General features: G+C 36.4%; 12 protein-coding genes. 1 reads left to right on the forward strand and 11 read right to left on the reverse strand.

Annotated features, from left to right (window positions below; all coding sequences use genetic code 11):
* The first annotated feature begins 52 nt into the window (after window positions 1-52).
* Window positions 53-2,458 carry a S9 family peptidase gene (locus WH188_RS13460; protein ID WP_168127594.1) on the forward strand — a complete coding sequence of 802 codons (2,406 nt, stop codon included), beginning with the start codon at window positions 53-55 and terminating at the stop codon, window positions 2,456-2,458.
* Between the two features lie 107 nt (window positions 2,459-2,565).
* On the opposite strand, the gene WH188_RS13465 is transcribed toward WH188_RS13460, so the two are convergent.
* From WH188_RS13465 to ilvN, 11 genes are all read right to left on the reverse strand, one after another.
* The gene (locus WH188_RS13465; RefSeq protein ID WP_132769218.1) at window positions 2,566-3,084 is read right to left on the reverse strand and encodes a DUF2911 domain-containing protein; all 519 of its coding nucleotides are present in this window, start codon (window positions 3,082-3,084) and stop codon (window positions 2,566-2,568) included.
* A 251-nt stretch (window positions 3,085-3,335) separates the two neighbouring features.
* Window positions 3,336-4,589 (reverse strand): threonine ammonia-lyase IlvA, encoded by a 1,254-nt coding sequence (gene ilvA, locus WH188_RS13470; RefSeq protein ID WP_021191845.1) that lies wholly within the window; start codon window positions 4,587-4,589, stop codon window positions 3,336-3,338.
* Between the two features lie 148 nt (window positions 4,590-4,737).
* Entirely contained in the window at window positions 4,738-5,901 is a 1,164-nt protein-coding gene (locus WH188_RS13475) for a 2-isopropylmalate synthase (RefSeq protein ID WP_021191844.1), read from the reverse strand.
* A 35-nt stretch (window positions 5,902-5,936) separates the two neighbouring features.
* Window positions 5,937-7,010 carry a 3-isopropylmalate dehydrogenase gene (gene leuB, locus WH188_RS13480; RefSeq protein WP_339424104.1) on the reverse strand — a complete coding sequence of 358 codons (1,074 nt, stop codon included), beginning with the start codon at window positions 7,008-7,010 and terminating at the stop codon, window positions 5,937-5,939.
* A gap of 134 nt (window positions 7,011-7,144) precedes the next feature.
* Window positions 7,145-8,608: an ATP-binding cassette domain-containing protein gene (locus WH188_RS13485; protein ID WP_206368530.1), complete on the reverse strand. Its 1,464-nt coding sequence runs from the start codon at window positions 8,606-8,608 to the stop codon at window positions 7,145-7,147.
* Window positions 8,608-9,192 (reverse strand): 3-isopropylmalate dehydratase small subunit, encoded by a 585-nt coding sequence (gene leuD / locus WH188_RS13490; RefSeq protein WP_132769212.1) that lies wholly within the window; start codon window positions 9,190-9,192, stop codon window positions 8,608-8,610. Before leuD ends, WH188_RS13485 begins: the two co-directional genes overlap by 1 nt.
* Before the next feature lie 213 nt (window positions 9,193-9,405).
* Window positions 9,406-10,227 (reverse strand): methyltransferase domain-containing protein, encoded by an 822-nt coding sequence (locus WH188_RS13495; protein WP_021191842.1) that lies wholly within the window; start codon window positions 10,225-10,227, stop codon window positions 9,406-9,408.
* A gap of 41 nt (window positions 10,228-10,268) precedes the next feature.
* Window positions 10,269-11,666 (reverse strand): 3-isopropylmalate dehydratase large subunit, encoded by a 1,398-nt coding sequence (leuC, locus tag WH188_RS13500; protein ID WP_021191841.1) that lies wholly within the window; start codon window positions 11,664-11,666, stop codon window positions 10,269-10,271.
* Window positions 11,667-11,760: 94 nt separating this feature from the next.
* Complete coding sequence (gene ilvC, locus WH188_RS13505; RefSeq protein ID WP_168127593.1) at window positions 11,761-13,242, reverse strand: ketol-acid reductoisomerase; 1,482 nt, start codon at window positions 13,240-13,242, stop codon at window positions 11,761-11,763.
* A 40-nt stretch (window positions 13,243-13,282) separates the two neighbouring features.
* Window positions 13,283-13,759: a DinB family protein gene (locus WH188_RS13510; protein WP_132769204.1), complete on the reverse strand. Its 477-nt coding sequence runs from the start codon at window positions 13,757-13,759 to the stop codon at window positions 13,283-13,285.
* Between the two features lie 87 nt (window positions 13,760-13,846).
* Entirely contained in the window at window positions 13,847-14,437 is a 591-nt protein-coding gene (ilvN, locus tag WH188_RS13515; RefSeq protein WP_021191838.1) for an acetolactate synthase small subunit, read from the reverse strand.
* Between the last annotated feature and the right edge of the window lies 1 nt (window position 14,438).

The raw sequence follows: 14,438 nt of genomic DNA on the forward strand, positions 1-14,438 counted from the left end.
TTAATCTAATTATTTACTATATTTTGACAGCTTATTATATTAAAATATATATATGAAAAAATTACTTTGCGGTTTACTATTTTTATTATCTCTGGAAGCCTCCGCTCAAGAGAATGTCACTTTCCAAAAACCTTCTTCTGAAATTTTAGCCTTAGCTGATTTTATACGCCCTCCACAGATACGAATGTCTAATGATCATAATTGGATCTTATTTTTATATCGACCTACTTATAAGTCTTTGGCAGAATTGGGGCAGGAAGAGATGAAGCTGGCCGGTCTTCGTATCAATCCGGCAACAAATGTTGAAAGTGCAGAAACCTTCTTTAGTAAATTTTCTTTAAAGAAAATTGCTGATGATAAGGAGATTACAGATTTTAGAGGCATGCCTGCTAATCCTTCATTGGCAAATTTAACGTTTTCACCAGATAATGCGAAATTAGCTTTTACCAATACAAATACTACCGGTACGGCTTTATTTATATTAGATTTAAAATCATTGCAGGTTAAACAATTGACATCATATGTGTTGAATACGTTATTAGATGCACCTTATAAATGGTTCCGTAATTCTGAACGTTTGTTGATTTCAACACTACCAGTAAATAGAATAAAATTAATTGACCAAACAAAAGATTTGCCGACCGGGCCAGTTGTTTCGACAAGTGATGGACAGGTGTCGCAATTGAGAACATATCAGGATTTGCTGAAAAATCCACAGGATGAGACTAATTTTGAAACGTTGGTTCAGTCTGAATTACAAATTGTAGATCTAGAAGGTGCAGTTCAAAAGTTTAGTGATAAAGCAATTTTTGCCGGGACCTCTTTTTCTCCAAATGGCGAATATATTTTAGTGAATACCATTAAAAAGCCTTATTCTTATATTGTACCTTATTCTAGATTTCCCCAGGAAACAGCTATTTACGATCTGACAGGCAAATTAATTACCAAGGTAAATGATGTTCCTTTGATAGAAGTTATGCCTAAGGGTTTTTCTGCTTCACGTACAGGTCGTCGGAATTTGCATTGGAGAGATGATAAACCAGCAACTTTAGCCTATGTTGAGGCTTTGGACGGCGGTGATCCCGGGAAGAATGTTGAATTTCGTGATGCTTTATATACATTGGACTTTCCTTTTACCTCATCCCCTAAATTGATCACCAAAACCAAAGATCGCTTTGCTGGTGTCATCTGGGGAAATGATGAATATGCAATGGTCAGTTCGCAATGGTATGATACCCGTAATGTGAAAACATTTTTGATTAATCCAAGTTCTGGAGCGTCAAAATTGATTAATGACCGCAATAGCCAAGATATCTACAATGATCCTGGGGATGTGTTTAAGGCACGTAATAACTTTGGAACGTATCCGATGTCAATTCAAAATGATAAAGTGTTTTTAATAGGGAAGGGATTTACAAAGGAAGGGGAATTTCCTTTTGTGGATGAGCTGGATCTAAAGAGTTTAAAGAAAAAAAGACTTTACACCGCTAAAAAATCAGATCTTCAAGAACGTATTATTCAGCTTATTGATCCGAAAACGGGAGACATGATGGTTTCTCTGCAATCTGCTTCGGTATTTCCCAATTATTTTACAAAGAATATTAAAACAGGAAAACAAAAGGCATTGACACAGTTGAAAAATCCATTTACGAATTTAGAAAAAGTACACAAGGAGATCTTGAATTATAAACGTAAAGATGGTGTTGATCTTTCAGGTACTTTATACCTGCCTGCAGGTTACGATTTTAAGAATAAGGAAAAACTTCCTTTGTTGATCTGGGCTTATCCAAGAGAATATAAAGATAAAAATACAGCTGGCCAAAGTACTGCAAACCCGAAAGAATTTACCTATCCGAGTTATGGATCATTTATTTATTGGGTGTCTAAGGGGTATGCCGTATTGGATAATGCCGCATTCCCAATTGTTGGCGAGGGTACTCAGGAACCAAATGATACTTTTATTGAACAGCTTGTTGCGAATGGTGCAGCGGCAATCGATGCGGTCGATAGTTTAGGCTATATTGATAGAAAGAAAGTGGCTGTTGGAGGACATTCTTACGGTGCTTTTATGACCGCACATCTTTTATCTAATTCAAATTTATTTGCTGCTGGAATATCAAGATCTGGTGCTTATAATCGTACGTTAACTCCTTTTGGATTTCAAAGTGAACAACGTAACTTTTGGGATGACCCACAACTGTATATGACCATGTCTCCATTTGTAAGTGCTGATAAGATGAAAACTCCTTTATTACTTGTACATGGGGGGGCAGATAATAATCCGGGTACCTTTACATTACAGACAGAGCGTTATTTCCAAGCATTGAAAAATCTTGGAGCTCCTGTTCGTATGGTTATTTTACCGCGTGAGGCACATGGTTATGTTGCAAAGGAAAATATTTTCCACCTATTGTGGGAACAGGATAAGTTTTTAGAAAAATATTTAAAAAACAAATAACCCTTAGTAAAAAGCCAGATAAAAATTATCTGGCTTTTTTAATACATATGCGTTTTTAACGCATGTCAAATGTTATTTTACAGTTTGATCTCTTTTGAAATTCTTAATTATAGCGCAGCTTTGACTTGGACTGGTAGTAAATGATCGCCCCATATTAATGCAATTTTACCAGACTTATCCACATCAATTTTAAATTGTTCCTGTGGTGTAGTGCTTGTTGAATTTCTAACATTTACACGTAATGCATCTTGTGCTTGATCATATTTTGTTCCCCATTGATTCCATGTTTTATTGAAAATAACAATTGTCTCTTGTTCACCGGGAATAGTATATAAGCTATATTTTCCTTTTGTTAATTTTTTACCTTCAATAAGTACATCTTTATCAAATGCTACAGTTGTTGCTTCATTTGCACCCGTACGCCATATTTCTCCAACTTTGACAATATCAACACCAATTTGTCTACCTTTTAAAGATGGACGGCTGTAGTTTACATCAATGGTTACACCATCACTAGTAGTGACTTTAACACTATCAGGTGGGCTTGGTCTCTTGGTTTTATCAGTTTGTCCAAATACAGTGGTACAAATGATCGTTAACATAAATAAGATAGCTGTTGTTTTCATAATATTTTTTAATTAAATATACATAAAAATTTAAAGTAAAAAATTGATAGTAAGCTTTTTAAAGTAATTTCTTGTATTTAGAGATATCGATGCCACAATTTTAGTTTTGTTGATACATAGGTAGATCGTATGGTAAAGTTTTGGTGTAAATGAGGAATAGTTGTACTTGGAGAAGGCTAGAAATAAATTTTAATACAAAAAGGGGAATATGTGTTTTGCATATTCCCCTTTTATTTTTTCTCATTAAGCACTTAAACAAGGTATTCAAATAAGGTTTGATCTTTATTTAATTCGATATATTCAAATTTGTTTTCCGTCATTCTTTGTAACAACGATTGGTAATCTGCCGGGTTGTTTAGTTCGATACCAATCAAGGCTGGACCACGCTCGCGTTCGGTTTTTTTGATAAATTCGAAACGGGTAATATCATCTTTGGGGCTTAATACCTCGGATACGAATAGTTTTAAAGCTCCTGGGCGATTTGGGAAACGTACAATAAAGTAATGTTTATATCCTTCATATAAGAGTGATAATTCTTGGATTTCACTCATACGGTTAATATCATTATTGCCTCCTGAAATAATACAGACAACTTTTTTTCCTTTTATTTCATCTTTATGAAACTCTAATGCCGCTACCGAAAGCGCTCCCGCAGGTTCTACGACGATTGCATCTTTATTATATAGCTCTAATATGCAGGTACAGATTTTTCCTTCTGGGATCGATCGGATATCATCTAAATATTCGCGGCTGATCTCGAATGTAAGGTCTCCAACTTTTTGAACAGCAGCACCATCGACAAATTTATTGATCTTCTCGAGTTCGACAGGTTTTCCCGCTGTAAATGCCGCCTGCATAGAAGCTGCTCCTTGTGGCTCTACACCATAGCATTTGATATTGGGATTTTTGTTTTTTAAATAGTAACTCGTTCCTGCAGAAAGTCCACCGCCACCGATTGGAATAAAAACAGCATTAACATCTGGTAAGTCTTGTAAGATTTCTACGGCTACTGTTCCCTGTCCTTCAATAACCTTTGGATCATCAAAAGGAGGAATGAAGGTCATGTTATTTTCTTCAGTATAAATGCGAGCCGCTTTCTGACAGTCATCAAAAGTATCTCCGGTCAATATAATTTCGATATTGCCATTGCCCCACATTTCTGTTTGTGTTATTTTTTGTTTTGGTGTTGGGCCGGGCATAAAAATAACACCTTTAATATCGAGCTTTTTACAAGAGAAGGCAACTCCCTGTGCATGATTGCCTGCACTTGCACACACCACACCACGCTTTTGCTCTTCTTGGCTCAGCGAAATTATTTTATTATATGCTCCTCTTAATTTGTATGATCTAACGATTTGCAGGTCTTCTCGTTTCAGATAGACATCTGCGCCATATTTCTCAGAAAGATAAGTGTTGTATTGCAAAGCTGTGCGATTGACGACGTCCTTGATACGATGGTAAGTGCTTTCTGAGTCGATTTGTAAATTAGAAAAATCTAAACTCATTTTGTTCTATTATGATTAGGTGATTGTTTTTTTTTATTCAAATAAAAAAACGTCATTTCGACTTAGAATAAAAGTAAATAAGTTTTTTGACTTTTTACTTGCAAATTTATTCTTTGTCAAAATGACGTTTTAATAAGTTTTTGTGTTATTAAACGCTTTCTGCGAATAAACTTCTGAGATCATCGTCGCAAATATCTTTTTTGGCATCTGCTAGAATTAGGAAGCGCTCATATGTTTCTGCAAGGGCTTCTTTTTCTAAGGTGTAACCGAGACGTTCTAAGTGATGCTTTAAAGCATGACGACCGGAACGAGCGGTTAAGATAATACCTGCTTCTTCTAATCCCACATCTTCGGGGCGAATAATTTCATAAGTCTCACGGTGTTTTAAGAAACCATCTTGATGAATACCGGAGCTGTGCGCGAAGGCATTACGCCCAACAATTGCTTTATTAGGTTGTACTGGCATATTCATCATTTCACTTACTTTACGTGAAAGGTAAGTGAACATCTTGCTGTCAATATTTGAAGTTAGGTTACCGAAAGACTGATTATGAACTTTTAGAATCATAGCCACTTCTTCCAAAGAGGTATTTCCAGCACGTTCGCCGATACCATTGATGGTACATTCTACCTGACGCGCACCATTTTGGATTGCAGCAATGGAATTGGCTGTTGCTAATCCTAAATCATTATGGCAATGTGCAGAAATAATCGCTTGATCAATGTTTTTAACATTTTCTTTCAAAAACTTTATTTTAGCGCCATATTGATCAGGTAAACAGTAACCGTTCGTATCTGGAATGTTGACAACAGTAGCACCTGCGGCAATAACTGCTTCGACCATTTGCGCTAAGTAAACTAAATCAGCGCGGCCGGCATCTTCTGCGTAAAACTCTACATCTTCAACATGTGATTTTGCATATTTTACTGCCGCAACAGCGCGATCTAATATTTCTTCGCGTGTGGAGTTGAATTTATACTTGATATGCATATCAGAAGCTCCGATACCCGTATGGATACGTGGTCTTTTTGCATATTTTAAGGCTTCTGCCGCAACTTTAATATCATTTTCATTGGCACGTGTCAAAGCACAGATAATAACATCATTTACGGCCTTGGATAATTCAACAACCGATTGAAAATCTCCGGGACTAGAAACTGGGAAACCAGCCTCAATAACATCGACACCCAGTTTCTCCAAATCTTTTGCAATGTCGATTTTTTCAGGAGTAGTTAATTGACATCCTGGTACCTGTTCGCCATCGCGAAGAGTGGTATCGAAGATGTATAGATGATTTGGATCGTGTAACATAGCTTTATGTTTATAATTTAGAAACTCTGTTCAGTCTATTTAATAAATTCTAATACTTTAGCACCCATTTCTTGTGTGCCTAATATTTTGTCTGCAGGTGTATTTACATTTGCAATATCATCTGTTCTCCAGCCAGCTTTTAAAGTTGCTGCAACTGCTTCCGTTACTTCTTTAGCTTCTGCTTGTAAACCAAAACTAATATCTAACATTAATGCAACAGATAAAATCGATGCCAATGGATTGGCTTTATTCTGTCCTGCAATATCGTGCGCTGAACCATGGATAGGTTCAAAAAACCCTGTACCGTCACCAATAGATGCAGAAGCTAGCATGCCCATAGAACCAGCAATCTGTGAAGCTTCGTCTGTTAAAATGTCACCAAATAAGTTGGCGGTTAGTACCACATCAAATTTCTTTGGATTTTTCACCAATTGCATCGCAGCATTGTCAATAAACATATGTTCAGTTTCGACATCTGGATATTCTGTTGCAATCTCTTGCACGACTTCTCTCCAAAGACGGGATGTTTCTAATACGTTTGCTTTATCTACCGAACATAATTTCTTAGAACGTGTACGGGCAGCTTCATAAGCTTTACGTGCTATACGTTCTACTTCATAGCGGTTATAATTCATTAGATCTGAAGCGAAATTATTATCTTCAGAACGATTTTTCTCACCGAAGTATACGTCTCCTGTTAACTCGCGGAAGAAAAGGATATCTGTTCCTTTTAATACTTCTGGTTTCAAGCTAGATGCGTCTAATAGTTCATCAAATAACAAGATGGGACGTAAGTTTGCATAAAGACCTAATTCTTTACGGATTTTTAATAATCCTTGTTCCGGACGTACTTTAGCAGATGGATCATTATCGTATTTAGCATGTCCAATGGCACCGAATAGGATTGCATCACTTGATTTTGCTTTTTCTAAGGTTTCATCTGGCAATGGGTTTCCGGTAGCTTCAATAGCAACGTGACCCATGATCGCTTCATCAAAACTGAATTCATGACCATATTTTTGTCCGATTTTTTCTAGAACTTTTTTACCCCAAATAGTTACTTCTTGTCCTATTCCGTCACCAGGAATAACGAGTATATTTTTTTTCATCAGATTAATTATTTTGAGTGTATGTTTTCAATTGGATAATCGACTCCATTTCACTCGTTTTTATTTTTTATGATGAAACTATCATGCGCATATCTACTGTATGTTGGGAGTAGCGTGGGCATGATAGTTTCCTGTTATGCGTACTGTAAAATATCTTCAATGGTTTTAACCATTCCTTTTTCTAATATGATTTTCTTTTCAAGGCATGCCGGTAGCTGTGTCTCAAAATGGCCAACATAAATTAATGTTTTTCCATAGGTGCATAGTTCATCTACAACTGCATTGAAATGTTGTGTTTGTTCGTAATCAAGACCCTGGCAGGGTTCGTCCAAAATTAATAATTCAGGATTCTTAATCACTGTTCTTGCTAGCAAAGCTAAACGTTGTTTGCCTAAGGGTAGTGTATTTAATAATTTATTTTTATCTTCTTTCAAATCAAAGAAATCCAATACTTGATCGAGGAATTGTTGGTTTTCAAAGCTGAGATTACGGAATAGTCCAACGGAATCAAAAAAACCTGAAGCAACACTTTGCCAAACTTTCGCTGACTGATCAAAGTACCAATGCATTTCAGGTGAAATAATTCCTAAATGAGCTTTGATGTCCCATATACTTTCTCCAGATCCTCTTTGTTTACCGAAAAGAACAATATCATTGGCATAGGCCTGAGGGTGATCTCCATTGATTAAACTTAATAACGTAGACTTTCCAGATCCATTATGCCCCTGCAATAACCATTTCTCACCTGCTTTTACTTCCCAACTAATTTTTTTTAGTACCTCTTTTTCACCATACCTTACATCCACATTGGACATTTTTACCATGGTTTGGGAAGTAATACGTGGAGATTTCTGTAAAAAATGTGGAAGTGGTTTTCTTGCGCGCTCTTTTTCTCTTGAGAATGCTGCTTGTGAAGAAACTTCAAGTAACTGACCTCCTTGTATTTCTGCAAAATGATTGATACAGGTTGGCACTGTTTGATCATTACTGATTAATATCAAAGTCACTCCAGCGTGTGCTAAATCATCGAACGCTTGATTAAGTTCTTGGCGAGATTGACGATCCAGACCTGTATAGGGTTGGTCAATAATCAATACTTGTGGCTTTAGCCATAACGCTTTAATTAACTGCAGTTTTTTATGTTCACCACTGGATAATTCTATAAGCTGTGTGTTTTGAACATCTTCAAACCCAAAAGTTTGAAAGTATGGTTTTACCTCTTCAAATTGCAAATGTTTTTCTTTTGCAAAATGTAGAAATTCGGCCTGTACTGTTAAAGTATCGTTGGTTTGATGTTTGTTGTAACGTTGCTGGTAATAGAAGTTTTTATCGCCTTCTAAATTGGTGAATTGATACCAATTTGAAACATATAAAACTTCTGCAGGAAGAGGAGAGCTGCTGTTAAAGTTAATTTTTAAAAGTCCACTGTATGGAATTTGGCCTGCAATTGCTTGTGCCAAAGTAGTCTTTCCCGTACCGCTTCTACCACCGATTAACCAGTGCTGACCTGGTTCAATTTGCCAATTCAAGTCCTGCAGTACCACATGATATTGGTGCTGGACAGTTAAATTGGCAATATGGACGACAGGTTCTATCATTATCTTGTTTGTTCGAAAGTTTCGATTGCACTTTTGTTGTTTAGGATGAAATCAATATCATCATATCCGTTAATAAGACATGATTTTTTGTAAGGATTAATTTCAAAAGATTGTTGTGCACCTGTTTCAGATAATGTAACGGTTTGATTTTCTAGATCCACGATAATTTCTGTGTTCGGGTTTTTAAATACGGTATCAAAAATAGTTTCTAAAAACTCGTCTGTTACCTGAATCGGCAATACGCCATTATTCAAGGCATTGCCTTTGAAGATATCTGCGAAGAAACTACTGATCACAACATCAAATCCATAATCCTGGATAGCCCAAGCAGCATGCTCACGACTGGAACCACAACCAAAGTTTTTACCTGCTACAAGAACTTTTCCTGTGTAAGTAGGGTTGTTCATTACAAAATCAGACTTGGGTTGATTTTCGCTATCATAACGCCAGTCGCGGAATAAATTGTCACCAAATCCATCCCGTGTAGTCGCTTTTAAAAAGCGTGCTGGGATAATCTGATCGGTATCTATATTTTCAATCGGTAAAGGAACTACCGTTGTTGTTATTGTTTCAAATTTTTTCATCTAAATAATTTGTTATTTTATGTTGATGAAGCTATCATGAGAAGAGTATTTATCTCCTTTTTGAGCCACTTTTGCCTCATGATGGTTTCCTCCACTTCATTATTTACGAGTATCTGTCTTTAACTGTATCAATGAACAACTCGTTTCACTTTATATGTGAGCTGTTTCAAGCTCTTGATATTTTCCGTGTTATGTTGTTGTCAGTGCAATGTTTTATTTTAAAACTGCTCTAACTTCTCTAAGCTTCATAGTCATGCTGACGGCTAAATTATCAGCCCAATTGTTGTAATCTTTAATAGCATCTAAACGTTCTTGATCGCTCACATACCCTTCTTCTACCATTTGTTTTGAGTTGGCTACCTGCGACCATATTTTTAATTTGTCTAGGTGTAATGGGTTGTTGCGCTCATAATGTTCATCGGCGTTAAAGACTTCGATTTGACCAAAACCATGTTCTTCAAAAATGTCATCCAGATCGTATCCGATTCTATTGTTCATACCAGCGTCATTTCGCCACATCAAAAACATGTGATAATAATGTTCCATACTTCTGGGTATTTTTGGAGTCCAATCGATGGCTTCATGATTATAATCTAATATCGATACTTGCCCATTGGGTTTTAATAACGTTTTCAATTTATCAATCGCTTTATCAAGTGTTGAAATCCATTGAAAAGTACGTGCTGAAACGATCAGGTCAAATTTTTCGATGCTGTCAAAATCTAGTAAATCACAATGAATCAATTCTAGATTCTGGATACTACCAAATAGATTTTTTCCTTCCGTAATAAAAGACTCTGTATTATCAATTCCAACAACAGCACCTGATGGGCCGACTATGGCTGCGATATCTTTTGTGATCGCACCTGTTCCACAACCGATATCCAAAACTCTTAATCCTGGTTTTAGAGCAGATTTCAATGTATGATAATCTTTTTCCAACGTTCTTTGATTAAAGATTGCGTTTGCACTTTGCTCTTCACGTTGAATCACTTTATTTTCGGTGACTGCGACTGTCTGACAAATTTGGCACATTTGTAAAAGTTATTTAAGAACAGCTACTATTAGCAATTAGATTATATCAACTCCCTAACATCGGTAATTTTACCTGTTACAGCTGCCGCTGCCGCAGTTAAAGGTGATACCAGCATCGTGCGGGCATCAGGTCCTTGACGTCCTTCAAAATTTCTATTTGATGTCGAAACACAGTATTTTCCTGCAGGAATTTTATCTTCATTCATGCCTAGACATGCTGAACAGCCTGGTTCACGTAATTGAAATCCTGCCGCTTCGAAAATTTTATCTAATCCTTCTTCGATTGCCTGTTTTTCAACTTGTTTTGAGCCGGGAACGATCCAAACTTCTACTTGTTCTGCTTTTTGTTTTCCTTGAACAAATGCAGCAACTTCACGTAAATCTTCGATACGGGAGTTTGTACAGCTTCCAATAAAGACATAATCTACTGGTTTTCCTAAAATTGGAGCATCATCAGCAAAGCCCATATAGTTGAGTGCTTTTTGATAAGATGGCTGTTCTGATTCAGGTTGTGACTGTGTAGCTGGAATACTTTCTGTAATGCCCATACCCATTCCTGGATTAGTACCATAGGTGATCATCGGTGCGATATCTGCTGCATCAAATTCTAATACAGCATCAAATTGTGCGTCATCATCAGAATATAATGTTTTCCAATATGCTAATGCTTTATCCCATTCTTCTCCTTTAGGAGCGAATTCACGTCCTTTTACATAATCGAAAGTAGTTTGATCGGGAGCAATTAAGCCTCCACGAGCTCCCATTTCAATACTCATATTACAAATGGTCATTCTAGCTTCCATACTTAATGAACGGATTGCTGAACCAGCGTATTCAATAAAATAGCCTGTACCACCTGCTGCAGAGATTTTTGCAATGATGTATAAGATAATATCTTTTGCGCCTACTCCTTTTTGCAAATCACCATTTACTTCGATTTTCATCGTTTTTGGTTTTTGTTGCAGTAAGCATTGTGTTGCAAAAACTTGTTCCACTTGAGAAGTGCCTATTCCAAAAGCAATAGCACCAAATGCACCGTGTGTTGAGGTATGACTATCTCCACATACCATAGTTTTACCTGGTAATGTAATCCCTAATTCTGGCCCAATCACGTGTACAATACCTTGGTAGGGGTGACCTAAACCATATAGGTTAATACCGAATTCAGCACAGTTTTTAGTCAACATATCAACTTGGTAGCGTGATAATTCTTCTTTGATGGGAAGGTGCTGATTTAAAGTGGGGACATTATGATCTGCCGTGGCAACAGTTTGGTTGGGACGAAATACCGGTAAACCTCTTTTGCGCAGACCATCGAATGCTTGTGGGGAAGTTACCTCATGGATAAGGTGGGTGTCTATATAAATAATATCTGGAAATCCTTCTTCACGTTTGACGACATGCGCATCCCAAATTTTTTCTACTAATGTTTTTGACATTTTCTTCTCTAATGTTAATTTTTCAATTTAATTCGGTTGTTTTTTTGGAACTTCCTAAAAACAACCGAATTTTTGCAGTCTAAATTACGAAAATTTAAACAGTTTTTATAGCTTTCATTGCAGTCATTGCTTGACGTAATTTACGACCTACAATTTCTACTTCATGATTACGTAAAATATCATTAATTTCCACTAACTGAGCATTATCTACTGAAGCGTCTTTACCAGCATTATAGTTTTTACCTACTAAATCAGTTTGTATTGTTTTCATGAAATCAGCTAATAATGGTTTACAAGCTTGATCAAATAAATAACAGCCATATTCTGCTGTATCTGAAATAACACGGTTCATTTCAAATAATTTTTTACGAGCGATTGTATTCGCGATTAAAGGAGTTTCGTGCAATGATTCGTAGTAAGCTGATTCTGGTTTAATTCCGGCTTCAACCATAGTTTCGAAAGCTAATTCAACACCAGCTCTGATGAAAGCAACCATCAAAGTATAGTTGTCAAAGTACTCTTGCTCTGCAATTTTCACATCACCTGCAGGAGTTTTTTCAAATGCTGTCTCACCAGTTTCAGCTCTCCATTTTAATAGATTTGCATCACCGTTAGCCCAATCTTCCATCATCGTTTTACTGAATTCGCCAGAGATAATGTCATCTTGGTGTTTTTGGAATAGCGGACGCATGATATCTTTCAATTCTTCTGATAATTCAAAAGCTTTGATTTTAGCAGGATTGCTTAAACGATCCATCATACCACTTACACCACCGTGCTTTAATGCTTCAGTAATAACTTCCACACCATATTGAACTAGTTTAGATGCATATCCAGCGTCAATTCCTTGTTCAACCATTTTATCGAACGATAAAATAGAACCTGTTTGCAATAAACCACATAGGATGGTTTGCTCGCCCATTAAATCAGATTTTACTTCAGCAACAAATGATGATTTCAATACACCAGCTCTGTGACCACCTGTACCTACACAATATGCTTTTGCTTCAGCCCATCCTTTTCCTTGTGGATCGTTTTCTGGGTGAACAGCAATTAAAGTAGGAACACCAAAACCACGCACATATTCAGCACGTACTTCAGATCCTGGACATTTAGGTGCTACCATAATAACAGTAATGTCTTTACGGATTTGCATACCTTCTTCTACGATGTTGAAACCGTGTGAATAGGACAAAGTAGCACCTTCTTTCATTAAAGGCATTACAGCATTGATCACAGCAGTATGTTGCTTATCTGGTGTTAAGTTAATTACTAGATCTGCAGTAGGAATTAATTCTTCATAAGTTCCTACTGTAAAATTGTTATCTGTAGCATTTTTCCAAGAATCTCTTTTTTGCTCAATAGCTTCTTTACGTAAAGTATATGATACGTCTAAACCACTATCTCTCAAATTTAGACCTTGGTTTAAACCTTGTGCACCACAGCCTACGATTACGATTTTTTTACCCTTTAAAGCATCTACACCGTCAGCGAATTGACTGTTGTCCATAAAATCTGCTTGACCTAATTGATGTAATTGATCTCTAAGTGGTAGTGTGTTGAAATAATTTGCCATTGTTGTTGTTAATTTCTTTATTGATGGTTTGTTGATTATTTTATTTACTGTTTCTAATTGCTTTGCGTTGTGCTAAGGCATATCCCCAATGCAAATTGTCGTGCGATAGGGTTGCGATTAGTACTTCTTCGATTGTTTTCATCTCAGCACCATAGGTTGCTGTAGCGTAAGGAGTGATAGTCGTAAAAATACCTTTCTCATAGTCGCTTTGAATCTGATCGACGGTTGTTAGTGCTAATGCTTTCAATTCATCTACTTCTTCCTGTGTCACGTTACGTGTCGGTTTAGTATCTTTTTTATAGTCTTCATTGTACTTTACTGATAACGTATCTGCTAAGATACCGGTGCGAACATAACTCAACGTTTGTGTTGAAACGACGATATGCGCAAAATTCCAGAAGATGTTATTATTGAATCCTTCTGGTATAAGATTTAATTCGTCTAATGTCAAATCATCTAGCAATCTTATAAATCCTTTACGGCTACTGATAATAAATTCAAATATGTGTTGTGTCATTTTTTACTTTTTTAATCGAAATTTTCAATGAGGCAATGATTTTTATAGGACATTGCCTCATTTTTTGAAAGTTAAGAAATGTTGCCATTACATGGTGAAAACATCATCTCCTTTTTCGAGATATTCGTTTTCAACGACATCTTCAGAAGGTTCTCTGCGTTCAAATTCTTTTAATTTAGCATGAAATCCAGCACTTTCTTTAATGATAGCGATACGTGCACCACGTACAAATTCTATTAAATTATACTTGGTCAACTCTTCTGTTAACTTATCAATTTCCTCACGATGACCTGCGGTTTCGAAGACGGTGTAGTCTTTGCGGATAACAACTGCAGATGCGCCATATTGACGTAATAGTCTTTCTACATACACTTTTTCTGTAATGACTTCTGTTGGAACTTTGTATAAAGCTTGTTCTTGCCAGATTACTTCATCATTAGTATTGTAGTATGCTTTGAGTACCTCTACCTGTTTTTCGATTTGACGGCATAATTTGCGTACTACTTCTTCTATTTCAGTAATTAAAATCGTAAAGCGATGAATCCCTTCTACTTCGGAAGGAGAAGTGTTTAAACTTTCGATATTTATTTTTCTTCTTGAGAATATGGTTGATATTCTACCGATCATACCGATAGAATTTTCTGTATATATTGTGATTGTATATTCTTGTTTTTCCATT

Origin of the sequence: Sphingobacterium sp. MYb388, from assembly GCF_037479535.1 — a bacterium.
Lineage (GTDB): Bacteria > Bacteroidota > Bacteroidia > Sphingobacteriales > Sphingobacteriaceae > Sphingobacterium > Sphingobacterium anhuiense.